Annotated in this window: 23 protein-coding genes and 1 tRNA gene; 10 read left to right on the forward strand and 14 right to left on the reverse strand. The window is 70.1% G+C overall.

From position 1 onward, the window contains the following. The first annotated feature begins 36 nt into the window (after positions 1-36). Positions 37-110: transfer RNA gene (locus AC0VYD_RS03530), tRNA-Ala, on the forward strand. Positions 111-486: 376 nt separating this feature from the next. Next, complete coding sequence (locus tag AC0VYD_RS03535; protein WP_475478569.1) at positions 487-1,104, forward strand: TetR/AcrR family transcriptional regulator; 618 nt, start codon at positions 487-489, stop codon at positions 1,102-1,104. A gap of 45 nt (positions 1,105-1,149) precedes the next feature. On the opposite strand, the gene AC0VYD_RS03540 is transcribed toward AC0VYD_RS03535, so the two are convergent. Further along, positions 1,150-1,872, reverse strand: coding sequence for a response regulator (locus AC0VYD_RS03540; protein WP_475478570.1), 723 nt, complete (start codon positions 1,870-1,872; stop codon positions 1,150-1,152). A 316-nt stretch (positions 1,873-2,188) separates the two neighbouring features. Further along, complete coding sequence (locus AC0VYD_RS03545) at positions 2,189-2,863, reverse strand: hypothetical protein (protein WP_475478571.1); 675 nt, start codon at positions 2,861-2,863, stop codon at positions 2,189-2,191. 914 nt (positions 2,864-3,777) lie between these two features. Here AC0VYD_RS03545 and AC0VYD_RS03550 point away from each other — a divergent pair. Next, a complete protein-coding gene (locus AC0VYD_RS03550; protein ID WP_475478572.1) occupies positions 3,778-4,305 on the forward strand; it encodes a hypothetical protein in 528 nt (175 codons plus the stop codon). Between the two features lie 43 nt (positions 4,306-4,348). Here the strand turns inward: AC0VYD_RS03550 and AC0VYD_RS03555 are convergent, their stop codons facing one another. From AC0VYD_RS03555 to AC0VYD_RS03565, 3 genes are all read right to left on the reverse strand, one after another. Beyond that, positions 4,349-4,657 carry a sec-independent translocase gene (locus tag AC0VYD_RS03555; RefSeq protein ID WP_475478573.1) on the reverse strand — a complete coding sequence of 103 codons (309 nt, stop codon included), beginning with the start codon at positions 4,655-4,657 and terminating at the stop codon, positions 4,349-4,351. A gap of 169 nt (positions 4,658-4,826) precedes the next feature. Continuing rightward, positions 4,827-5,030, reverse strand: a complete 204-nt coding sequence (locus tag AC0VYD_RS03560; protein WP_017543917.1) for a cold-shock protein — start codon at positions 5,028-5,030, stop codon at positions 4,827-4,829. Between the two features lie 333 nt (positions 5,031-5,363). Next, a complete protein-coding gene (locus tag AC0VYD_RS03565; protein WP_475478574.1) occupies positions 5,364-7,001 on the reverse strand; it encodes a dolichyl-phosphate-mannose--protein mannosyltransferase in 1,638 nt (545 codons plus the stop codon). A gap of 111 nt (positions 7,002-7,112) precedes the next feature. Here AC0VYD_RS03565 and rsmI point away from each other — a divergent pair, with 111 nt between their 5' ends. Further along, positions 7,113-7,988 carry a 16S rRNA (cytidine(1402)-2'-O)-methyltransferase gene (rsmI, locus tag AC0VYD_RS03570; RefSeq protein WP_475478575.1) on the forward strand — a complete coding sequence of 292 codons (876 nt, stop codon included), beginning with the start codon at positions 7,113-7,115 and terminating at the stop codon, positions 7,986-7,988. A gap of 66 nt (positions 7,989-8,054) precedes the next feature. After that, positions 8,055-8,717: an AIM24 family protein gene (locus AC0VYD_RS03575; protein ID WP_475478576.1), complete on the forward strand. Its 663-nt coding sequence runs from the start codon at positions 8,055-8,057 to the stop codon at positions 8,715-8,717. A 127-nt stretch (positions 8,718-8,844) separates the two neighbouring features. Here AC0VYD_RS03575 and secD read toward each other — a convergent pair whose 3' ends face one another. Continuing rightward, the gene (secD, locus tag AC0VYD_RS03580) at positions 8,845-11,484 is read right to left on the reverse strand and encodes a protein translocase subunit SecD (RefSeq protein ID WP_475478577.1); all 2,640 of its coding nucleotides are present in this window, start codon (positions 11,482-11,484) and stop codon (positions 8,845-8,847) included. A 123-nt stretch (positions 11,485-11,607) separates the two neighbouring features. Beyond that, positions 11,608-12,069, reverse strand: a complete 462-nt coding sequence (locus AC0VYD_RS03585; RefSeq protein ID WP_475478578.1) for a hypothetical protein — start codon at positions 12,067-12,069, stop codon at positions 11,608-11,610. 270 nt (positions 12,070-12,339) lie between these two features. On the opposite strand from AC0VYD_RS03585, the gene metG reads away from it, so the two are divergent. Next, a complete protein-coding gene (gene metG / locus AC0VYD_RS03590; RefSeq protein WP_475478579.1) occupies positions 12,340-14,157 on the forward strand; it encodes a methionine--tRNA ligase in 1,818 nt (605 codons plus the stop codon). Positions 14,158-14,223: 66 nt separating this feature from the next. Here the strand turns inward: metG and AC0VYD_RS03595 are convergent, their stop codons facing one another. Genes AC0VYD_RS03595 through AC0VYD_RS03605 form a run of 3 tightly spaced genes read right to left on the reverse strand, consistent with a single transcriptional unit; the run spans position 14,224 to position 15,823 of the window. Beyond that, entirely contained in the window at positions 14,224-15,201 is a 978-nt protein-coding gene (locus AC0VYD_RS03595; RefSeq protein WP_475478580.1) for an NAD(P)-dependent alcohol dehydrogenase, read from the reverse strand. A gap of 2 nt (positions 15,202-15,203) precedes the next feature. Beyond that, positions 15,204-15,473, reverse strand: a complete 270-nt coding sequence (locus tag AC0VYD_RS03600; RefSeq protein WP_191268714.1) for a hypothetical protein — start codon at positions 15,471-15,473, stop codon at positions 15,204-15,206. Continuing rightward, positions 15,473-15,823: an ArsR/SmtB family transcription factor gene (locus AC0VYD_RS03605; protein ID WP_475478581.1), complete on the reverse strand. Its 351-nt coding sequence runs from the start codon at positions 15,821-15,823 to the stop codon at positions 15,473-15,475. Before AC0VYD_RS03605 ends, AC0VYD_RS03600 begins: the two co-directional genes overlap by 1 nt. A 161-nt stretch (positions 15,824-15,984) precedes the next feature. Between AC0VYD_RS03605 and AC0VYD_RS03610 the strand changes: the two genes are divergently transcribed. Further along, positions 15,985-16,908 carry a TatD family hydrolase gene (locus AC0VYD_RS03610; protein ID WP_475478582.1) on the forward strand — a complete coding sequence of 308 codons (924 nt, stop codon included), beginning with the start codon at positions 15,985-15,987 and terminating at the stop codon, positions 16,906-16,908. Between the two features lie 33 nt (positions 16,909-16,941). On the opposite strand, the gene rsgA is transcribed toward AC0VYD_RS03610, so the two are convergent. The 4 genes from rsgA to AC0VYD_RS03630 all read right to left on the reverse strand — a co-directional run bounded on the left by rsgA (position 16,942) and on the right by AC0VYD_RS03630 (position 21,046). Beyond that, entirely contained in the window at positions 16,942-18,063 is a 1,122-nt protein-coding gene (rsgA, locus tag AC0VYD_RS03615; protein ID WP_475478583.1) for a ribosome small subunit-dependent GTPase A, read from the reverse strand. Between the two features lie 285 nt (positions 18,064-18,348). Then, positions 18,349-19,230, reverse strand: a complete 882-nt coding sequence (locus AC0VYD_RS03620; protein ID WP_475478584.1) for an MHYT domain-containing protein — start codon at positions 19,228-19,230, stop codon at positions 18,349-18,351. A gap of 162 nt (positions 19,231-19,392) precedes the next feature. After that, the gene (locus AC0VYD_RS03625; protein WP_475478585.1) at positions 19,393-20,220 is read right to left on the reverse strand and encodes an MHYT domain-containing protein; all 828 of its coding nucleotides are present in this window, start codon (positions 20,218-20,220) and stop codon (positions 19,393-19,395) included. Between the two features lie 187 nt (positions 20,221-20,407). Beyond that, positions 20,408-21,046: a TetR-type transcription factor C-terminal domain-containing protein gene (locus AC0VYD_RS03630; protein ID WP_473036708.1), complete on the reverse strand. Its 639-nt coding sequence runs from the start codon at positions 21,044-21,046 to the stop codon at positions 20,408-20,410. Positions 21,047-21,346: 300 nt separating this feature from the next. On the opposite strand from AC0VYD_RS03630, the gene AC0VYD_RS03635 reads away from it, so the two are divergent. The 3 genes from AC0VYD_RS03635 (at position 21,347) to AC0VYD_RS03645 (ending at position 23,350) form a co-directional block, all read left to right on the forward strand. Further along, positions 21,347-22,048, forward strand: coding sequence for a carbonic anhydrase (locus AC0VYD_RS03635; RefSeq protein WP_475478586.1), 702 nt, complete (start codon positions 21,347-21,349; stop codon positions 22,046-22,048). A gap of 331 nt (positions 22,049-22,379) precedes the next feature. Beyond that, positions 22,380-22,880, forward strand: a complete 501-nt coding sequence (locus tag AC0VYD_RS03640; RefSeq protein WP_475478587.1) for a hypothetical protein — start codon at positions 22,380-22,382, stop codon at positions 22,878-22,880. Between the two features lie 98 nt (positions 22,881-22,978). Beyond that, positions 22,979-23,350 (forward strand): hypothetical protein, encoded by a 372-nt coding sequence (locus AC0VYD_RS03645; protein ID WP_191268698.1) that lies wholly within the window; start codon positions 22,979-22,981, stop codon positions 23,348-23,350. The last annotated feature ends 127 nt before the right edge of the window (positions 23,351-23,477 follow it).

A 23,477-nucleotide genomic window follows, 5' to 3' on the forward strand; every position in this document is an offset into this window, starting at 1 on the left:
ACCCGAACTTTCCTGCTAGGCTTTGTCTCGTCTTCAGGGGCTATGGCGCAGTCCGGTAGCGCACCTCGTTCGCATCGAGGGGGTCTGGGGTTCAAATCCCCATAGCTCCACCGAAGATGGCGGCCCGTGTCGGTCGGTGAACACTGTTCACCCTCCGCGCGGGCCGCTTCTTTCTGTGCCGGGGCGAGGTTCCCGGGAAGGACGCGGGGCGCGCGGGAAGACGGTGCGCGCAAGAGGAGGGCCCGATCCGGCGGATCGGGCCCTTTCCCGTGCTCCGGCCGTGTCGGACGGGTTCTTGCTGTTCCCTGGTGCGGGCGGTCCCGTCCGGACCGGAGCCTCGAGTCTCACCGGCGAAGCGTCTATCCCCTGCGGCGGGGCGGGCCGGTTCGGGCAAGAGCCTACTCCCGGGCGCCGGAACCGCCAAGGGCCCCGAGGCGGGACGACCTTGTCTTCGCGACGGAAACTTTCCAGTATATAGTTTCAGGCATGGCAGACGGATACCATCACGGAAACCTGCGGTCCGCCGTGCTGGAACGGGCCGCGGAGGTCATCGGGCGGGAGGGTCCCTACGCCTTCAGCCTGCGGTCCCTGGCGGCCGACCTCGGGGTGAGCCACACGGCCCCGAGATACCACTTCGGCAGCCGGGAGGGCGTCCTCAACGCCCTGGCGACCGAGGGGTTCACCGAGTTGGCGCGCCGGTTGCGGGCCAACCGGGAGGCGGACGGTGGATTCCTGGAATCCGGGGTCGAGTACGTCCGCTTCGCCATTGACCACCCGGCGCACTTCCAGGTGATGTTCGCGCCGACCCTGCTCGACGAGGACGACCCCGAACTGGCCGCGGCCCGGGCGTCGGCCTTCGGCGAACTGCGCGCCGGGGTGGAGTCCACGGTCCCGGAGGGGCGGCCGGTGGAGGACGCGGCTGCCGGAGTGGTGGCCGGCTGGTCGATCGTGCACGGCATCGCCACCCTGGCGCTCACCGGGAACCTGGACAGCTCCGGGGTCCGGGCCCTGCTCGGGGACGCCGACCTGCTGACCGTCACCCGGCGCAGCGCCGGACTCCTGTTCAGCCCCCCGGGCCCGCCTCCCGCGACACCGCGGGGGTGAACCCGCCCCCGTCGGCCCTCCCGCGTCTGCCGGTCGGCCCGGCGCTCAGGTGATGTACTCGGCGCGGACGGCGTAGATGGCGGCCTCGGTCCGGGAGTGCACCTGGAGTTTCTCCAGGATGTTGCGGACGTGGTTCTTCACGGTGTTCTCGGTGATGAACAGCCGCTCCCCGATCTCCCGGTTGTTGAGGGAGCGGGCGAGCAGTTTCAGCACCTCGGTCTCGCGCGGGGTGAGTTCGGGGATCTCCGGTCGGCTGGGCGGGGAGCTCTCCTGTTTGGCCAGTCCGGCGAACTCACCGATCAGCTTGGTCGCCATGGACGGGTTGATGAAGGACCGCCCCTGGGCGATGGAGCGGACGGCGCGCGCGATGTCGGTGACCGCTATCTCCTTGAGCAGGTATCCGGTGGCCCCGGCCTTGAGCGCCTCGAACAGGTCGGACTCCTCGTCGCTCATGGTCAGCATCACGAACTTGACCTCGGGGACCTTCGCGCGGATCCGGGGGCAGGCCTCGATCCCGGTGGAGCCCGGCATCATCACGTCCATGAGGATCACGTCCGGGCGCAGTTCGGCGGCGAGGCGGACGGCCTCCTCCCCGTCTCCGGCCTCGTCGATCACGTCGATGTCCTCCTCCTCGTCCAGCACCGACACCAGGCCCCGGCGGAACAGGGCGTGGTCGTCGACGACGAGGACGCGGATCGAGGACGGTGGTGCGACGGGCTCCTCGGCCGCGTGGGGAAGCCGGACGGGCGAGGGGGGGTGGGGACTCACCAGAACTCCTTTTATGTGTGAACCTAAATGTGTCCCATTCGGGGGCGCGCACCCGCCCTTTCCTGTCCCTCGCCAAAGAGGGGGTTCTCGCGCACCGAAGCCTCGGGGTGGTTCGGGTTGCTGGAAGAATCGCAGGTCAGGGTGCCTGTGGGAGGGTGCGGGGGCGGCGGAAAGGAAAAGGCATGAAATGCTCCTGGTGGGGCGTCCGCCCATTCTCTCATGTGCTGGTCGGATTGTGTCGCGTGGTTGGAAATTGTCTGCGATTCGGTGCGGCGTGCTTCCGTGCGGAAGCCGGGCGGACGTACGGCGGGGCCGGTCACACCGTCGAGCCGCTGTCGCGCCCCCGGACGCGGCGCTGCAGGAGTAGGCCCACCAGGGAGACCGCCGTCGCGAGCAGCAGGGCCCACTCGAGCGCGGCGACCCAGGCCGGGACCAGGGACAGCGGGAAGCCGTTCCCGTAATCACAGGTCACCTGCTGCGGAAAGGGCTGGTAGCGGAGGTGTGCCTGCTCGTTGAGGTATCGGGTGCCGAGTCCGCACCTGTTCGGGTCCACGAGGGTGGGGACGAAGGCCAGCAGGAGTACGCAGGCGTAGAGGCTCGCGAGCGGCGCGGGGAAGACGGCGGCGAAGACGGGGAATCGGCCGTCGAAACCCTCGTGCGCCAGGCCGAGGAACTCCAGGGCGAACGCCGTCAGCGCGCAGACCACGACGAGCACCACGCAGACCCACCACACGAACACCAGGGGCCCGGCGCTGGATACCGACTCCCCGCCGGGATAGACGCACGTGATGTTGGGCGGGTAGGAGCTCCGCTCCACCTCGTGCCATCCGCCCGGGCCGACCATCCCGTGCGAACACCGTTCGTCCAGTTCACTGATGCCGGTGACCAGCCCGGCCACGATCCAGACGCCGACCAGGGCGGCCATGAGGGCAAGGGCGGCGTACCAGGAGCGGTTCGCGGCACGGCGGAGGGCCTTCTGCGGTGCCTGCACGGGGGGAGCCTACTGGGCCGGATCGGGGCCGCCGAGTGCTCGGGGCGGCGCACGGTGGAGGGCGCGGGCCGAAGGGCAGCGCAGAATACGCCTCTTCATGCATGACCGAAACCTCCTCCTTCGGGTGGGTGAGGCTGCCGTCCCCGAAGGAACCCGGCCTCCCTTCGGATACACAGGGTGACTGTCCTTCTTCTGGTGATAAGCCGGAGAAGATATGTTCTGTGGTGTTTCCTTCCTTGATGTCCTCCGTGGGTTGATCGTCATGACGTCGAAATACGTGCCGCCGCCATCGGTGCCCACGGGGGTCGGGCCGTCTCCCCGCATGTCGGGCCACAATGGCCCCGTTCTTACTCTCCGTTATGCCGGAGTTCCGGGATTTTGCTCCTCGGGGGTCTTGTTTTTGCAGGTCATCGGGGAGGGGGGTGTTTGGCGCGGGACAATGGAAACTCGCCTGAACTGCGAAGACAGTAACTTGTGCGGCCTTTCGCGGTGTACCGCTGCAACCTTTGGTCGAGACACGCCCAACGAATGGCGAATATTCATCGGCAGCCCTTGTGGAGCGTCCCGGGATAGGACATCTTGGTTGCGGGATGGGCCAGAGACCGAAAGAAAGGTGGATGCCATGACCATGCACGCGAAGGCTGCGCGCAGGAACAACGGCTGGAGCTGGTGGTAGACATCAGCGCGCACTGACCGTTCTTCCGAGAACTCAGGCGATCAGGGGCCCGTTCGACACCGTCGGCGGGCCCTTCGGCGAGTTCGCGCCGGCTCACCCCCGGGCGCGTGACCCACGGGATATCGGACACCTCGACCGCGTCGCGGGATTTGACCGATGACCACACCGGGTAAGAGGCCGTTACACAGCGGGCCGACACAGGCCGGGACCGATCCAACCGTGAAGGGGCGCACCCCCCGTGTCCGACTCCCCCCAGCACCCAGGCGGATACCACCAGCCCGAGGAACCGGAGGGCGGATACGAACGCCCGCCGACGCCTGAACCGGGACCGGTGGTCCGGCCCTCCGGACGCGCCCCGGAACCGGAGGGGCGCCAGCCGGTGGCCGCCGAACGCTTCCGTCGTACCACCAGAGCCAGGAGCAAGGTCATCCCGGCCGAGCGCAGCAGGGGTTTCTGGCGCCTGGGCACGGCGACCGTCTTCTACGTCGTGGTCATCGGGGGCATGGCCGACTACGTCGCACCGGACGTGCGCATCCTGGCTCACCTGGCGTTCTGGCTGATGATCGGACTGGGGTTCCTGGTCGCGCTGGCACGCGAACGCCGCCACGACTGGGCTCCCCGGCCCCGGTGGCCCTGGCTCGCCGCCGCGCTGGGCGGCGCGGTGACGGCGGAACTGCTCATCCTGGCCCTGGGGTCGCCCGCGGTCATCATCGCGGGCGTGGTTCTGTTCGGGCTGGGGGCGTTCTTCCTGATGCTGGTCGGCTGAGGCTCCGCCGGCCAGCATCAGGCCGACGCCCTGCCGCAAACGCCTAGGTCGCCTCGCTGTCGAAGGGCGGGCGCTTGCCGTTCAGGCGGGAGACGGGCTTGCGCTCCGACTCCTCCTCCTCCCAGAAGTGCTTCTGGATGAAGCGCTTGGGGTTGAGGTCCTGTACGTCGAAGTCCTTGTACTCCGGGCCGAGCCCCTCCTTGATGTCGTTGGAGGCGGAGTTGGCCATCGTGCGGAGCTGCCGCAGGACGCGGCCGACCTGCTGCGCGGCCTTGGGAAGCTGGTCGGGGCCGAAGATCAACAGAGCGAGCAGAAGAAGGAGGACGAACTCCCCTCCACTGATGCCGAACATGTTCCATCCTCGCTCTTGGTGTACCGACCGGCTTCAAGCAGGTTAACCGGTATCGCCGGGCTTGGGTAACCGTGTCCCGTCCGTGCGGGGTCCCCTGCCGCAGCGCCCCCGTACACGAACCAGCCCCCCGCTCGGGGAGCGGAGGGCTGGGGAAACGCACGTGTGACGGTCAGACCGCGCGAACGTCCGCCGCCTGCGGGCCCTTGGGGCCCTGGATGATGTCGAACTCGACCTTCTGGTCCTCTTCCAGGTTCCGGAAGCCGGTACCCGCGATCGCCGAGTAGTGCACGAACACGTCGGGCTGACCACCCTCGACGGCGATGAACCCGAAACCCTTCTCAGAGTTGAACCACTTCACGGTGCCCTGAGCCATGTGCTCTCCCTTGGGGACTACGACGGGACCGCACCCTGCTGGTCCCGGGTCGCCGGGCGCCGGACCGACGAAGGGTAATCCCGGATCGACAAGCGCCCACGTGAAGTTCCGCGAGGCGCCTGGGGCATCCATGGAAACTACAACAGCAACCAGTTGCAGACAGTACCAGGGGAGTGGCTTCCTGCCGAGGCTTTTCCGGCAGGAATCCGAGCTTTCCAGGTGTCCTGTTTCGGCTACTCGAAACTGTTGCTTTCCAGCCCTTCTGCCACTAATAGCGATGCGTTCCGGGGAACGGTTTCGACCCGCGCCCCGGCCCTTCCCCCGCTCCGGGTGTCAGGAGGCGTCCCGCCCATAGATCCACACGTCGAACCAGAGCCGGTCCCGCCAGCTCTCCTCAGGCACCGGATAGGCCGAGAGCACCGGGTAGAGGTAGGCGAAGTGGGCGATGACCAACAGGAGCACCACGCCGAAGACCACCCCGCCCAGGGCCCGCAGATAGGGCGCGAAACGGGGGCTCTCCTCCCCGGCGCCCGTCAGCAGGCCCAGCATCAGCACCACGGCCAGGACCAGGAAGGGCAGGAACGGCAGCGCGTAGAAGAGGAACATCGGCCGATCGGGGTAGGCGAACCAGGGCAGCCATCCGGCCGCGACCGCGAGCAGGACCGCACCCGCGCGCCAGTCCCGGAAGGTGACCCACCAGCCGAACATCACGACCAGCGCGATGATGCCGACCCACCACACCACCGGGGTGCCGATGGAGACCACCGAGGTCACGCAGTCGCCGGAACCGCACCCCACGGCCTGGCCCTGGTAGTGGAACATCACCGGCGTCCGCATCACCAGCCACTCCCAAGGGGCCGAGATGTAGGAGTGGTCGCTGCTCAGGTTGGAGTGGAAGTCCATCATCCGGCCGTGGTAGTCGACCAGGCTCCACAGGGCCCTGGCCGGTCCACCCAGGAAGTCCGGCACCCACCCCGGCACCAGACCGTCCGCGAAGTCGCGGTTGTAGCCCCCGCGGGTGAACAGCCAGCCCGACCACGAGACCAGGTAGACGACCCCCGCGACCACCACGGTCTGGAAGAACGCCGGAACGGCGTCGAAGCCGAACCAGCGGCCCACCGGACGCTGCTGTCCGACGCTGCGCCGGGCTCCGTAGTCCCAGGCGACGGTGAGCAGCCCGAAGGCGGCCACGAAGAACAGCGCCGACCACTTGGTGCCGATCGCCAGACCGAAGCACAGACCCGCCGCCAGGCGCCACCAGCGCATCCCGAGCCAGCCCACGGCGGCCAGGTCGGCCCCGGCCTCACCGAGCCCGGCCAGCCGTTCCCGGGTCCTGTCGCGGTCGATCACCAGACAGGTGAACCCGGCCAGGATCCACAGGGTGAGGAAGATGTCCACCATGGCGATGCGGCTGAGCGTGAAGTGCAGGCCGTCCAGCGCCAGGACGAGACCGGCCGTGCAGCCGAGCAGCAGCGAGCGGGTCATGCGGGTGGCCAGCCGGACGAGGATGAGAACGGAGATCATCCCGGCCAGGGCGGAGGCCGTCCGCCAGCCCTCGGGGGTCACGGACGCACCGAACGGCATGATCGAGTACAGCCAGTCGCCGAGCGCGATCATCCACTTCCCGACCGGCGGGTGCACGATGAAGTCGCCGCCGCCGTCCCAGATGTTCGGTTCGCCCTGGGCCAGCAGGGCGTCGGAGTCGTCCAGCGTGTCGTGCTCGTAGCCGAACTGCCAGAGCGCGTAGGCGTCCGTGGCGTAGTAGGTCTCGTCGAAGTAGATGCGGTCGGGCTCGCCGAGGTTGAAGAACCTCAGGGCGCCGGCGAACAGGGCGACGACCGAGGCCCCCAGCCAGCCGAGCCACCGGGGGCCGGGCATGCGGGGAACGAAGCGGGAGCGGACGCTGGACGGTTGGGCCTGGCCCGGGGGGTTCGAGGGCTCTGCCTCGCTGTGAAGTGCGGTGCTGGTCATCTCGGCTCGTAGGTTGGGGTCAGAGATGGAGGTCCGTTGCGGACGGGCCGCGAAACCGGGTTTCGGGTGGCGTGATAGTGCCAACCGTAGCGCGACAGGACGGGGAGAACAGTGGTTGAGGACGTCGGTGGAACGCGGGACTCCGGAAGGCTCGTCCTGGCCGGGTTGCCCATCGGAAACGTGGCGGACGCACCGCCCCGGCTCCTGCACGCCCTGGAGGGCGCACGGGTGATCGCGGCGGAGGACACCCGGCGGCTGAAGCAGTTCGCCTCCCGCGCGGGCATCCGTTTGGGCGGTGATTCCGGGGCCCGTGTCGTCTCCTACTACGACGCGAACGAAAGCCGCCGGAGCGAGGAACTCCTCACCGACCTCAGGAGGGGGGAGGAGGTCCTGGTCGTCACCGACGCCGGGATGCCCGGGGTCTCCGATCCCGGATACCGGCTGGCCGCGGCCTGTGCCGACGAAGGCATCCCCGTCACCGCGATCCCGGGACCGTCGGCGGTGACCACCGCCCTGGTGGTGTCCGGACTGCCCACCGACCGATTCTGCTTCGAGGGCTTCCCGCCGCGCAAGGGCCTCAGGGGATACCTGGCCGAAATCGCGGGGGAGCGCCGCACCATGGTCTTCTTCGAGAGCCCGCACCGGATCGCCGCCACCCTGGAGGCGATGGCCGACGCCTTCGGCGCGGACCGCCGCGCCGCGGTGTGCCGCGAGCTCACCAAGACCTACGAGCAGGTGCGCAGGGGCGGTCTCGGAGAGCTCGCACAGTGGGCCGCGGACGGGGTGCGCGGTGAGATCTCGGTGGTCGTGGCGGGGGCCCGGCCCAGGGCGGAGCTCACCAGCGACGCCGAACTGGTCGCCGCGGTGGCCGAACTGGAGGACGAGGGCGTGCGCCGCAAGGAGGCGATCGGCAGGGTCGCGAAGGAGGCGGGTGTGCCCAAGCGCCGGGTGTACGACCTCGTGCACGGGGTGGTCGGGGCCGAGTAGGCGGAACCTTTTCCGGCGCGCGGCGTCGAACCGGACAGAGACCGTGAACGAAGGAGAAGGCCCCGTATGCGCAGTGAACTCTTCCAGGACGCACAGGAGACCCAGCGGCTGGGTATGCACCGGCAGAACCGGAAGATGCTGAGAGTCGGACTGAACGGTGAGTTCTACGCCCGCCGCGGGTCCATGTCCGCCTACCAGGGAAGCGTCGACTTCTCCTTCCAGGGCGCCGGAAGCGTCGGCCGGTTCTTCAAGAAGACCTTCACCGGCGAGGGCCTGCCGCTGATGCGCGTTTCGGGGCAGGGCGACGTGTTCCTGGCCCACAACGCCTGGGACGTCCACCTGGTCGACCTGGAGGGCGACTCCCTCACCGTCAACGGGGAGAACGTCCTCGCCTTCGAGTCGACGCTGGAATGGGACATCCGCCGGGTCCAGGGCTTCGGCGGCATGGTCTCGGGAGGACTGTTCAACACCGTGTTCACCGGGCACGGGCGGGTGGCGATCGTCTGCAACGGGGCGCCGGTGCTCCTCAACGTCGACCAGCCGACCTTCGTGGACACCAAGTCCGCCGTCGCCTGGAGCAGTTCCCTCTCGGCGGGCATCCGCAGCACGGTCAAGGCCGGTGCCGTCATCGGCCGCGGCAGCGGTGAGGCCTTCCAGCTGGCGCTGGAGGGGCAGGGGTTCGTGCTCGTCCAGCCCTCGGAGGGGGCACCGGCGGCCTACAGCGGCTGAGCCGGTCCGGTATCCGGACGACCCGGTACACCGACAACGGGGAGGGCCCCGGCCCGCGCGGTACGCGCGGACCGGGGCCCTCCTCCGTTCCCGTCGATCCCAGCCGACGGGGGTGCTCCGGACACCCCTAGACCACGGCCCCGTCGTCGGAGTCGCGGGCGGCCTTGGCGGCCACCTTCTGCTTGGCCTTGCGCTCCTTGAGCACGTGCGGGGCGGCCGTCCTGTCCCACCTCTGCAACCAGATGGCCAGCGGCACCGCGACGAAGACGGTGGAGACCACACCGGTGGACAGACCGACCAGCATCGCGATCGAGAAGTCCTGGAGCGAGGCCCCGCCGAGGAAGGTGAGGAAGCTCAGGATGATCAACGCGCCGACGGTCGTGTTGACCGTACGCGGCAGGGTGTTGATCACGGCCCGGTTGGCGATCTCCTTGAACGAGGACTTGTCGTCCCTCGCCCACTCGTCCCGGATCCGGTCGAACACCACCACCGTGTCGTTGACGGTGAAACCGATGACACTCAGGATCGCGGCGAGGAAGACACCGTCGATGGGCTTGCCCAGCCAGATGAACAGCCCGATGACCAGCACCATGTTGAAGGCCAGTGACAGCATCGTGGAGAGGCCGAAGGACCAGCGGAAACGCCAGGCCAGATAGACCATCTGCAGGGCCAGGGCCGCACCGAGCGCGATCAGCGCCCGGTTGCGCAGCTCGTCGCCCATGCTCGGGCCGATCAGCTCGTCACTGACCAGCTCCACACCGCCGGTCGCCTCGTCCAGGGACTCGGCGACGGCCGCCGCGTCGGGGTCGGAGATGTTGCCGGTGCGCACGGAGATGTCGCCGTCACCGGACTCCTGCACCACCGCGGTGTCCGCGCCCGGGAAGTCCAGCGTTCCGATGACGTCCCGGGCCTCGTCCACGGAGAGGTCCTGCTCCCCGGTGATCTCGTACTCCAGGACACGGCCGCCGGTGAACTCCACGCCCCAGTTGGGCGTGCGGACCATCGGGGCGGCGATCGCGGCGACCACGACCAGGGCCGCGACGATGAGGCCGACCCGGCGGAAGTCCATGAGCTGCGGGTTCTTCTCGACCAGCCAGGCGCGGACCCGGCCGATCCCGTTGAGGCCGGTGATCGCCGGGTGCTTCTTGACGACCGAGCGGCGCACGGCCCACTCGACGAACACGCGCGCGATCAGCAGCGCGGAGATCATCGAGGCGATGGTGCCGATGCTCAGTGTGACACCGAAGCCCTGCACGGTGCCGGAGGCGAAGAAGAACAGCAGACCCGCGGCGAGGAGCGTGGTGACGTTGGTGTCCAGGACCGCGCTCCAGGCCTTCTGCGTGCCCTGCACGAAGGCCTTCTCCAGGCTCGGCGGGACCGCCCGGCGACGGCGGCGCGCCAGTGCTCCGGTCTCCTGGGCCTCGGTGGCGTCCTTCATCCCCGCGGACTTGTTCGCCTTGTACGTCTTCTGCTGGCGCTGGTACTCCTCACGCGCGCGCTCGAAGATCAGCACGTTGGCGTCGATGGCCATACCGATCGCCAGCACGAAGCCCGCCAGGCCCGGCAGGGTGAGCGTCGCCCCCAGGGCGACCAGCGCCCCGTAGGCGATCAGGGTGTACACGCCCAGGGCGATCGACGCCAGGAACCCGGCGAGCCGGTAGACCAGCGTGATGTACAGGGCGGTGAAGGCGATACCCAGGACCGCGGCGATGGCGCTGGCCTCGATGGCGGCGGCGCCCAGGGTCGGGCCGACCGTCTGGCGCTGGACCTCGGTGACCGGCAGCGGCAGCGATCCGCCCTCGATCAGCACGGCGAGCTCGTTGGCGCTCTCGCTGGTGAAGTCCTGGCCGCTGATGGTGGTCTGGCCGCCGGCCATGCCCACCTCACAGGCGGTTTCGGCGGTCACCTGCGGGGCGGAGATGATCTGGTCGTCCAGAACGATCGCCACGCGGCGCCGGGGGTCGCCCTCCTGGTAGCAGGCGGCCTGACCGGTCAGCTCCTGCCACTGGTCGCGGCCCTCGCCGCGGAAGCTGACGTTGACGACCCACCCGGCGCCGGTCGCACTGTCGAGTGCGGCGTCGGCGCTGGAGACGCGGTCCCCCTGGATGAAGGTCTCACCCAGCTGGAGCATGGTGCCGTCCTGGTCGGGCAGGGTGAGCTCGACGTCCTCGGGGTTCTCCGCCGAGGGGCCGGCCGGGGCCTGCGGCATGCCGCCCTGGCCGCCCTGGCCGTTGAGGAGTTCCTCCATCTGCTCCTGGGTCACCTCGGGGGTCCCCCCGCCCTCGGCGGGTGCCTCCTCGTCCGCACCGTCGGAGGGGGCGCGGGCCTCGTCCGCGGGCGCGTTCGCGAAGTCGCCGCCGGGGACCTGCGGCATGCCGCCCTGGCCTCCCTGGCTGTCCACGCCGAGAACGGGGTGGAAGGACAGCTGGGCGGTCTGGCCGACGATCTCCGCGGCCTCCGCCGGGTCCTGCACGCCGGGGAGCTCGACGATGATCCGGTTCTCACCGGAACGCGACAGGGTCGACTCGGCCACGCCCAGGCGGTCGATGCGCTGTCGCAGCACCTCGACGACCTTGTCGGTGTTCTCCGAGGTGGCCTCGGTGCCGTCGGCTCCGTCCTGTGTCTCCAGGACGATCTGGGTGCCGCCGCTGAGGTCGAGCCCCAGCCGCGGTGGGATGAACCAGGCCGCGCCGAACGCGACGAGGATGACGAGAAGAGCGATGAGTGCGCGTGTCCAGCGCACTCCCGCTCCCGTTTGACTGGACAAGGGGTGAACCTCTCACTGCGGATGGTGGGTACCGGTCGCGTGCCCGTTCGTTCCGGGCGGGGGGTGCCTGAGGGCCGGTCCCGACGCCCCGCAGGGGCGCGCGGGAACGGCCGACCGGGGTGGTCAGACGATGGTGTGCGCGGTGAGAGGCGGCCCCCGGGTGGGCGGCAGCCCCTCCGCGTCGACCTGTTCTGGGACGGGGTCGTGGTGCGGGAGGGGCAGCGGCCACCACGGTTGGTCCCACACCGCCAGGCGCAGGGCGCACGCGGGGACGGCGTCGGGCAGGTCCCGCAGCACCGAGCGCTGGTCGCAGGTGGAGGCGGGCGGCCCGAGGGCGACCGTCTGGGGCCCGGGGTACGGGCGCGCCTCCTCGGCCGCCTCGTGGGCGGCGCCGTCGTGCCCGTCGTCGGAGCTGACCGCGGGGACACCGACCGCGCCGTGCGCGGGCAGGGCCATGGCGTCCTGCTCCCCGGCCAGACCGGAGGCCACCGGGAAGGACAGGACGACCAGCAGGACCACGCTGGTGATCAGCGATCCGGTCCGCAGGGCAGGACGGGGTACGGCACGGGTAACCGTGGTGACCACCGCCTCAGGGCCGGATCGGAAGGGTCGTGCTGACTCCGGCCGGTGCCCGCTGGCACACGGCCTCGTTCAGCAGAGCATAAGGGCACCCACCCCTCCCGGGGAATCGTGCGGTCGCCCCTGTGGACGACCGCGCTCCCTCCCGGCGAAGGAGCCGGTCCGGTCGCGGCGGACCGCCCCGACCGGACAACGAGTGGATCTCGGAGGCCGCCCCGGCCCGGTAGGGGGGCGAGCGGGTGCCCGGCCACCCCGGGTCACCTTTAGTCTTGAGTCATGTCGTCGAATCGCCACATCCTGACCGCGGTCGCCTGGCCCTACGCCAACGGCCCGCGCCACATCGGCCACGTCTCCGGGTTCGGAGTCCCCTCGGACGTCTTCTCGCGCTTCCAGCGAATGTCGGGGAACAACGTGCTGATGGTCAGCGGCACCGACGAACACGGCACCCCGATCCAGGTGCTGGCCGACCAGGAGGGCGTGAGCGCCCGGGAGCTGGCCGACCGCTACAACCGGATCATCGCCGAGGACCTGGTCGCCCTCGGACTGTCCTACGACCTGTTCACCCGGACCACCACCGGCAACCACTACTCCGTCGTCCGGGAGCTGTTCAGCACGCTCTACGACAACGGCTACGTCTTCACGCGCACCACCAAGGGCGCGAGGTCCCCGTCCACCGGCCGCACCCTGCCGGACCGCTACATCGAGGGCACCTGCCCCATCTGCGGTTACGACGGCGCCCGCGGCGACCAGTGCGACAACTGCGGCAACCAGCTCGACCCGATCGACCTGCTCTCGCCCCGCTCGCGGATCAACGGCGAGACGCCGGAGTTCGTGGACACCGAGCACTTCATGCTCGACCTGCCCGCCTTCGCCGAGGTCCTCACCGAGTGGCTCAGCGGCAAGGAGGGCGACTGGCGCCCCAACGTCCTCAAGTTCTCCCTGAACCTGGTGGAGGACCTCCAGCCGCGCGCGGTCACCCGCGACCTCAACTGGGGTGTGCCGATCCCGCTGGAGGGCTGGAGCGACAACGCCACCAAGCGCATCTACGTGTGGTTCGACGCGGTGATCGGCTACCTCTCCGCGTCGATCGAGTGGGCCCGGCGCATCGGTGAGCCCGAGGCCTGGCGGCGCTGGTGGCAGGGCGAGGAGACCGAGTCCTTCTACTTCATGGGCAAGGACAACATCGTCTTCCACTCGGTCATCTGGCCCTCGATCCTGCTCGGAGCGAGCGGTGGGGGAGACCGGGGCGGGGAGGCCGGGCCGCTCGGCGAGCTGAACGTGCCCACCGAGGTGGTCTCCAGCGAGTTCCTCACCATGGAGGGGCAGAAGTTCTCCTCCTCGCGCCGCGTGGTGATCTACGTGCGCGACTTCCTGGAGCGCTACTCGGCGGACGCGCTGCGGTACTACATCATGGCCGCGGGCCCGGAGAACCAGGACACCGACTTCACCTGGGCCGAGTTCGTCCGGCGCAACAACGACGAGCTGGTGGCGGCCTGGGGCAACCTGGTCAACCGCTCCGTCTCCATGGCGGCCAAGAACCTCGGCGAGATCCCCGCCGCCGGTGAGCTGACCGAGGAGGACCGCAGGGTGCTGGACGCCTCGCGGGCGGCCTTCGCCACCGTGGGCGCCCGGTTGGAGAGGTCGCAGTTCAAGGCGGCTCTCCAGGAGGCCATGCGCACGGTCGCCGAGGCCAACAAGTACATCTCCGACCAGGCTCCGTGGGCGCTCAAGAAGACCGACCCGGAGCGGATGGCGACCGTCCTGCACGTGTCCCTCCAGCTGGTCAGCGACGCCAACACCCTGCTGACGCCGTTCCTGCCGGAAGCGGCCAACAAGGTGTACGCGATGCTCGGCGGGACCGGGACCTGGACGGGCATGCCCCGGATCGAGTCCGGCCACGACACCATCGGCGACTCCGAGGAGAAGGTGGACTACCCGGTCATCACCGGTGACTACGCCGACAACGCCGCGCGCTGGGAGTCGGCCCCGATCGTTCCGGGCACGCCGCTGAGCCGTCCGCAGCCGCTGTTCACCAAACTCGACCCGTCCGTGGTGGACGAGGAGCTGGCCCGCCTGGCCGGCCCCGCGGAGTAGACCCGACAGCACGCGGGGGCCGCACCGGCGGACACGTCCGGCGCGGCCCCGGCGTGTGCGGCCGTCTCAGTCGTCCCCGGACACCCGCAGGACGACGGCCCCTCTCTTGTGTCCGGTGCCGACGTGCCTGTGCGCCTCGACCGCCTGGTCGAGCGGGTATTCCCGGTCCGTGACGGCTCGGAGCGCCCCGGCTTCGGCGAGCTCCCTGATCAGCACGAGGTCCCTGGCCTTGTCGCCCGCCGGCCTCAGCCCGGTGAGCGCGATACCGGCTCTCCTGCGGCCGAGCCTCGTCCACACCGTCTGCCCCATGATCGCCATGCTGGAGACGGTGGTGAGGTAGCGCCCGCCCGTCCTGAGCGCACCGCGGCAGCGCCCGAACGAGCTCTTGCCGACCGCGTCGAAGACGACGTCGTAGGCTCCCCGGGCCCGCGTGAAGTCCTCGACGGTGTAGTCGATCGCCCGGTCGGCCCCCAGGGAACGGACCAGGTCGAGGTTGGCGCCGCTGCACACCGCGGTGACCTCGGCCCCCGTGTGCGCGGCCAGTTGGACGGCCGCGCTGCCGATGCTGCCCGAGGCGCCGTTGACGAGGATCGACTGACCGGACTCCAACCGGGCTGCGTCACGGAGGAAGGGCAGCGCGGTCATCGCCCCCTCGGTCACGGCGACGGCCTCGCCGTAGGTCAGGTCGGCGGACTTCGCCGCCACCGGCGAGTCCTGGGAGACGCAGACGTACTCGGCGTGGGTGCCGAAGCTTCCGCTGAGCGCGACGACCTCGTCACCTGGCGCGAAGCCGCGTACGTTCTCGCCGACGGCCTCGATCCGCCCCGCGCAGTCCGCGCCGAGTACGGGGTACTTCGGCCGGATCGGCCCGAAGGCCAGCCTCGCGGGCAGGGGCTCACCCAGACGGGCGGCGCAGTCCACGGCGGTGACCGTCGCCGCGTGGACCCGGATGAGCAACTCGTCGGCCTCGGGTACGGGCACGGGGACCTCCGCCACGCTCAGCACGTCAGGAGGGCCGAAGGCACGGTGGACTACCGCTCTCATGACTACTCCACCGTCCGGAGGATCTTCTCGATGGAGGTGGCGCGCGAGCGCAGTTCCGCGACGTCGTTGGCCGTGCGCTGTTGCGCGTCGAGGCTGTTCTCGGCCAGCTGCTCGTACCGGTGGACGAGCTGCCGGAGGTCGTCGCGCTGGGCCGCCTCCAGTTTGGTCTTGCGGATGTCGATGAACGCGGCCATCGCGCCGCCGATCAGGATCGTCGCCATGATCAGTACGCCGAACCCGAGGATGGCGCCCGGCCAGGTCGTGAGGTCCATCAGGACTGCTCCTTGGTGTGGGGACCCTTGCCCGGGTCCGGTGTGGTGAGGGTGGCGGCTGCTTCGGCGAGGGCCGACGGTGACAGGTGCACGTCGAAGTCGGCGACCTCGTAGTACTTCATGGCCTTCCCGTCGTCGGAGAGCTCCAGGGTTCCGACGATCAGCCCCGCCGCCTCCAGGCGTTGCAGATGCATGTGAAGGAGGGGGCGGCTGATGCCGATCTCGCGGGCGAGGCCGCTCACGTAGTTCCGGCGGGCGGCCAATGACGCGATGACGCGCAGCCGTAGCGGGTTGGACAGCGCCGCCAGCATGCCGACCAGTTCGTCGCCGGTCGGCGGTGATGCTGTCATCACTCTCCTTCACCTGAAAGGTTTCTCTTACACATGAAAGTAACAGGCTCCTTCTGGAGTGGCAAGGCCCTCCCCGGCACCCGCACCTCCTCCCCGGCCGATCCGGGTGCCCGTCCCGCCTAGAATCACCACGGCGACGCACACGACAACGGGGGCACGACATGGGTAAGCGCAGTGGCAGGGCGGTCAGGGAGCGCAACGCGCAGACGCCGCCCCCGGCGCCCGAGGCGCTGCGCGTGGCGGTGGCCGACAGCCACACCCACATGGACATGCAGACCCCGGACGTCGAGGAGATCATCGCCGCCGCGGAGGGCGTCGGGGTGACCCCGCTCGTGCAGGTGGGCGTCGACCTGCCCTCCTCGCGCTGGGCGGCCGAGATCGCGGCGGCCCACCCGGGGAAGGTGTGGGCCGCGGTGGCCCTGCACCCCAACGAGGCGCCGCGCGTGGTCCACGGTGACGGCGCCGAGGGCGTGGAGGCCGACGACACCGACTGGACGGAGAAGGCCCGTCCGGCGGGCGGGATCGAGGCTCTGGAGGCCGAACTCGCCGAGATCGACGAGCTGGCCGCCCTGCCCCAGGTGGTGGCGGTCGGCGAGACCGGCATGGACACCTTCCGCACCGGGCCCGAGGGCGCCCGCGCGCAGGAGGAGTCCTTCCGCCGCCACATCGCCATCGCCAAGCGCCACGGCAAGGCGCTCATGATCCACGACCGCGAGGCCCACGAGGACGTGCTGCGGGTCCTGTCGGAGGAGGGCGCGCCGGAACGCGTGGTCTTCCACTGCTTCTCCGGTGACGCCGACATGGCCCGGGTGTGCGCGGAGCACGGCTACTTCATGAGCTTCGCGGGCAACGTCACCTTCGCCAGCGCCGAACCCCTCCGCGATGCGGCCAAGGTGGCGCCGCCGGAGCTGGTCCTGGTGGAGACCGACGCCCCCTTCCTCACCCCCAAGCCCTACCGGGGCCGCCCCAACGCCCCGTACCTGGTCCCGCTGACGCTGCGCGTGCTGGCCGAGACCAAGGGGATGGGCGAGGAGGAACTCGCCGGGGTCGTCGCGGGCAACGCCCGGAGGGCCTTCGGGTTCTGACCGGTGCCGGTTCCGACCGGCACCGGGGTTCTGCTAGAACCCGCGCTTGAGACGGGCGGCCTCCCGGCCGGCCCGGTCGTTGCGCTTCCACTCCCTCCGGCGCTCCGCGCGCAGGCGGGCATCGCCCCGGGACCGGTTCCACTCGGCCTCGCGGCGCAGCCTGTACCAGCGTTCGAGGCGCCGGGCGTCGAGTTCCCCCTCGTCCACGGCGGCGTTGACCGCGCACCCGGGCTCGGCGCCGTGGGAGCAGTCCCGGAACCGGCAGCGTTCGGCCAGTTCGCCGATGTCGGCGAAGGTGCGGTCCACACCGCTCCCGTCCCCGGGCACGTCGATGCGGCGCACCCCGGGGATGTCCAGGAACAGCGCGCCCCCGGGCATCGGGATCAGCTGCCGGTGGGTGGTGGTGTGGCGTCCGCGCCTGTCGTCGCGGATCTCGCCGGTGTCCATCACCGTGTCCCCGGCGAGCGCGTTGAGCAGGCTGGACTTCCCGGCGCCCGAGGTACCGAGCAGGACCCAGGTGGAACCGGGACGCAGCCGCGCCGCCAGCTCCGCCAGACCCAGCCCGGTGTGCGCGCTGACGGTGTGCACGTCGGCGCCGGTGGTGACGGTCTCGACCAGTTCGACCACCTCGGGCAGGCGGTCACCGGCGAGTTCGGCCTTGGTGACGGCCACGACCGGGGTGGCCCCGCTGGTCCAGGCGAGGCTGAGGAAGCGTTCCAGGCGGCCCACGTTGGGCCCCTGGTCGGCGGCCTCACAGATCAGCACCGCGTCGATGTTGGCGGCCAGTACCTGGTCGTGGGAGTCCTTGGCCACGCCCTGGCGGACCAGGGTCCCGGCGCGGTCCAGGACGGCCTCGACGAGCCAGGCGTCCCCGGATCGGCGTACGGCGACCCAGTCCCCGCTGCTCGGGCCGGCGCTGTGGTCGGCCTCTGCGGCCTTGCGGACCCGGGGGGAGAGCTTCGCGGTCTCGTGTTGCGGCATGCGGAGCCCGACGGAACCCCGGCGGGCTTCGGTGACCCGGGCGGGAGACAGGGCGTACCCGCTGCCCAGGGCGACGGTGTCGAAGGCGGCCTCGACGCGGGAGTTCCAACCCAGTCGGCCGAGGGGGTGGGCGGAGCTGTCATCGGGTGCGGTGTTCGTGTTGTGGTGACTCACTGCGATCTCTCTGTGGAGCGCGAGCCGGTGCCGACGGACGGGGCCGGAGGTGTCTCCCTCCAGGGCTCACGACCGTTCCGGGGGTGTGTCCTAGGGCTCGCTCGCGACGGGAAGGTTCGGGTTGGGGCCAGACACTGTGCAGGTCATGGCTTGCTCCTCTCGTCAGCGGCCGGCGCGGATCGCACGGCACGCACCGAGCCTAGGACGGGTCCCTCTCCGGCGCCATCGGTTTTCTCGGCGGTCGGCCCTTCGCGCACGCCCGGCTCCGGCGTCCGCGGAGTCACCTCAGCGCCGTCTCGTCCACACGTCGTCGCCGGGGCGGGGCGCCTGTGGTTCGGGCGCGGGCGCCTTCGGGGCGCCGTGCCTGGGGACGTAGTACGCGTCGGCGCTCTGGATGGTGTGCTCCGCCGCCCGGTGGGAGGGTGCGGCGTAGCCCCGGCGCTCGTACTCCTCCTCGCCGCCCAGCAGCAGGAAGAGGCTGCAGATCAGCAGGAAGACGAACATGCCCGTCATCAGGGGCAACAGCAGGTCGCGGGCCCGCATCCCCTCGGGTGCGCCGACATGCATGAAGTCGCTGGGGGTGATGTGCACCCCGGCCATGCCGGTGTAGTGCACGGAGGTGACGGCGACCGCCATGACCAGGGCGGCGAGGATCATACTGCCGAGGCTGCGCAGGTGCCGGGCGAACCAGAGCGCCGCGGTGGCGGCGACCACGGCGATCACACACGACAGGGCGACGTAGGCGGGATCGTGGTGCAGTTCGCCGTGGATGTTCATGGAGGCCATGCCCGTGTAGTGCATGGCGATGACGCCCACACCGAGCAGGGCCCCGCCGCACAGGAGCCAGCCGGTGCTGGGGTGCCTGACCACCAGGTGGAGGGCGAACCCCATGATCAGGACCGGGACGATTCCGCTGACGGCGGTGAGGACGGCGTCGTAACGGATGGCTGTCCCGCTGACGGTGTAGCCGAGCATGGCGATGAAGTGCATCGACCACACGGCCACTCCACCGATGGAGAGCGCTGCCAGGCTCAGCCACTGCCACCGGAAGAAACCCGTCGTACGACGGGCCCGGGAGGCGAAGGCGAGCCCGAGGAAGGATCCGATCGCCGAGACGGCGTAGGCGATCGAGGGGGTTATCCAGCCTTGGGCTAGGAGTTCGGCCACGGTCCTTTTTCTCTACTTTCCATGACTTAAGTCACATTTGTGGCTTGTGTGCATGGAGCCTAAGCAGGTAGGAGGCCGGTTGCCAAGGGGGGTGAGCCTTCTCCGTTGGCCTGATGTGGCCACGGCGGACCTGATCCCGGGCCCGTTCCGGGGTTGCCGGGGTCAGCGGCGGTGGCGGGCGCGTTCGCCGAAGAGTCCGACCTCGTGTTCCCCCTCGCCGGAGGGTCGGGCGTCGCGCTCCTCCCCGTCGGCGGGCCGGGTCCGGCGCTCGTCCTCGCCGGCGTTCAGCAGCAGGAAGAGGCTGCAGATCAGCAGGAAGACGAACAGGCCGGTGATGAGCGGCAGGAGCAGGTCCGGTGTGCTCGCCCCGGGCGGCGGCGTGGTCGGGGTGTTCTCGGCGGGGGTGAAGCTCATGCCGAACATCCCGGTGTAGTGCATGGCCGACACGGCCACGCCCATGAGGAGTGCGGCCACCAGGGAGTACGAGATCCTGCGCAGGTTCAGGGCGAACCACAGCGCCGCCGTGGCGGCGCTCACCGCGATCACGCAGGCGGCCGCCACGTAGGCCGGGTCGTGGTGCAGGTGACCGTGGATGTTCATGGAGGCCATGCCCATGTAGTGCATGCCCACCACCCCGGCACCCGCGATCACCCCGCCGCCGAGGAGCGCGGATGCCGACCGGCGCGCGGTGGCCAGGGTGAGGGCCACGGCCATCACCCCGATCGCGAGCAGGCCGCTGGCGATGGTGAGCGCGGTGTCGTAGCGGATGGCCGCCCCCTGTACCTGGAAGCCGACCATGGCCACGAAGTGCATGGTCCAGATGGCGGTACCGCCGAGGCAGGCGGAGCTCAGGGCCAACCAGGGCCAGCGCCCGGCACCGGAGGCGTCCCTGGCCAGCAGGGCGAACCTCAGGCCGATGAAGGAACCGATGACGGAGAGGGTGTAGGCGGCGACGGGCGTCCACCACCCGTAGGAGAAGTGGTCGATCATGGCGCGGGGCTCCGAGAGGGGGGTTCCGGAAAAAAGGGGACGGTTCCACCCTAGGTGCCCGTTCTGCTTGCCGAAATCCCCGAGAGCCCTTTTTGTGCTGGTCAAAGGGGTCATCCGGGCTGAAAGCTCCGCTTGTCGGGCGTTCCCGCCGTGCCGGGGCGCCCCGGTGATGCTGGGCACACGGGGGTCAGCCGCGGTGGGTGCGCAGCCCCTCGAAGGCGATCCGGCACAGGGAGTCGGCGATCTCCTCGCAGGCCATGCCCCGGTCCGGCTTGTACCACTCGACGATCGAGTTGACCATCCCGAAGAGCAGACGGGAGGCGACCGCGGGGTCGACGTCGCTGCGGATGTCGCCGTCGACGACACCCTCGCGGACCAGGTCGGCGATGAGGTGGTCGAACCTGCGGCGGCGTTCCAGGGCGTGCTTCTCCACCTGGGTGTTGCCGCGGACCCGGAGCAACAGGGTGACGTGGGGGAGTTCCTCCACCAGGACCCGGACGCTGCCGCGCATCACGTGTTCGAGCCGGGCGATGGCGGGGCCGGTCGTCGCCCCCTCCTCGCGGGTGACCTCGAACAGGGCGTCCATGGCCAGGTCGAGGGACTGGCGCAGCAGCTCGGTCTTGCCGGTGACGTGGTGGTAGATCGCGGACTTGGTCACGCCCAGGGCGCGGGCCAGGTCCTCCATGCTCGTGCCGTCGTACCCGCGTTCGTTGAACACGCGTGCGGCCACGCGCAGCACGGAGTCGGCGTCGTGCCCCGGTCGGCCGGAGCGGCGCCTGCCGGTCTGCCGAGGAGCGGCTGGTTCGGATGGGGAAGATCGGGACACGGTTGTCGAATCTACCTTGTGACGGGCGTGGACGTGCGTGAGGCCGCGGTACCCGTCGTGTCCTCCCGGCGCTGCGCCGGGCTCCGGGCGGTGCCCGAGGGAGGGCGCGTGCCGGAGCGGCATGGGACGCGGCCCGTCGCGGGCGCGCCGACCGCACCGGCGGTGGCGCCGTCCCGGGCCGCTGGAAATCGGGGCGTTAGGAACACGTAAATCCCTCTTGTGGGCCTTAGCGGGCCGGAGGTAGCTTTTTTCCGCTTTACGACAAAAGGCCTTTTGCGTGCGAAACGGAAAAGAGATCTCATGGCCATCACCCGCCGCGGTGCCTTGAAAGCCTCGGTCCTCAGCGGCGTCGGCACCGCCGTCGCCACCACCCTTCCGTCCGCGGCCTGGGCGGACACGGATCCGACCGAGACAGCCGCCGTCGACGCCGACAGGGCGCTGCGACTCCTCAGACAGGGCAACAGGCGCTGGGCCCGGCACCACTCCCGGCACCCCCACGAGGGCAGGGCGCGCCGGGCCCAGCTCGTCGGGGGACAGGCCCCCTTCGCGACCGTCCTGGGTTGCGCGGACTCCCGGGTTCCCCCGGAGCTGGTCTTCGACCGCGGACTGGGGGACCTCTTCACCGTCCGTTCGGCCGGCCAGGTCCTGGACGGCTCCGTCCTGGGCAGCCTCGCCTACGCGGCCGAACACCTGCACACCCCGCTGCTCGTGGTCATGGGCCACCAGAGCTGCGGTGCGGTCAGTGCCGCCGTGGAGGCCCACCGCACCGGCGAACTCCCGCCCGGGCGCGTCGGCGGCCTGGTCGCTGAGATCCTGGAGGTCGTGGAGTCCACGCCCGACGACGGCGAGGACTTCATCGACGACTGCGTGCGGGCCAACGCCGAACACATCGCCCGGCTCCTGAGGGAGGACGAGGAGCTGGGCGGGTTCGTCGCGGACGGACGGCTGAGGGTCGTCGCCGCCCGCTACGGCCTGGAGGACTCCCTGGTCTCCTGGCTCTGAGCGACAGTGCTCCGAGCGACCGCGCCCCCGCCCGTCCCTCCGGCGGGGGCGCGCGGGCCGAAGGTCCCGGAAGCCGTCGGAGCACCCAGGCGCCGTCACGGGGCGATCTCCTCCCCTTTCCAGTGCTCCAGGCGCGTTAACCGTACATTCCGTAGAAAACTCCTCTCTTGCCTTTTCCTCCTCAATAACCTGCCAACCAGCTAAGACGCGATAAATGACAGAAAAGCCTGCGGAGGGGACTCCGGGGTTCTATTCTCATGCTGTCCCCAAGGACGTTTTCCGATCCGTCCGCGGATCGGCTCCGCCGTCCCCGATCTCGTAGAGGAACGCCGTGCTCGCCATCGACCAGCAGATGCGGGAGATGCTCCACACGCCAGGGGTGAGCAGTGTCTGCCTCATCGACTGGCGCAGCGGCCGTGCCCTGACCCGGGTCGGTACCGGCGGGGCGGACGGGGTGACGGGTACGGCGGCGATCCTCCAGGCCATCCACAGCGGTCCGCTCTGCGCAGCCCAGTCGGTCGAGGACGTGGTCGTCACCGAAGGCGACCACCACCTGCTGTTCGCCGTTCTGCGCGGGTCCGAGTTCTGCGTCCAGGTGCGGCTGGAACGGGACCGGGGCAACCTCGGCTTCGCTCTGCGCCGACTGCGCTCCCTCGCCGACGACGTCGAGGTCCCGCAACGGGACCGGGGAGGCCCGCCCCGCCGGGGCAGGGGTCCCCAGCCCCGGCCCCGGGCCCTGGTCCCCGTGGACCGCCCGGTGCTGGAACGCGTCCTGGCCGCTCTGCGCACCCTGTCCCTGGGTCGGGCCGGGGCGGGGACGGTGGTCGCGTGACCGGCGGCCCCACCCCGCACCGGCGTGCTCCGGGACTGCGTCGCTGGATCGCCGACCGGGGAGTGCTGCGTCGGCTCAACCAAAGGAAAGAGAAGGACATGCCGAACATCGAAACCGGGCTCAAGGACATGATGGAGATCGACGGCGCCATCGGCGCCGCCGTGGTCGACTACAGCAGCGGAATGGCCCTGGGAACGCTCTCTTCGACCAACGCCCTCGACCTCACCGTCGCCGCGGCCGGGAACACCGAGGTGGTCCGCGCCAAGATGCGGACCATGGACCAACTCGGCCTCAACGACGCGGTGGAGGACATCCTCATCACCCTGTCCGGCCAGTACCACATCATCCGCCCGCTCACCAGCAAGAAGGGGCAGGGGCTCTTCCTCTACCTCGCCCTGGACCGGGCCCGGGGCAACCTCGCCCTGGCCCGTCACCGGCTCAAGGGCATCGAGGGGGTCCTGGAGGTCTGAGACGGGGCCCGGGTCCCGGGACGGGGCCCGGGAGGGGAGCGGTGGAGGCCGGGACCGCCTCCGCCGACCGCCTCCGGTGTCCGGCCCGCGGGCTTCACAGCCCTGCGGTGATGGGGGAGAATACCGG

The organism is Nocardiopsis sp. iso_40, from assembly GCF_056173285.1.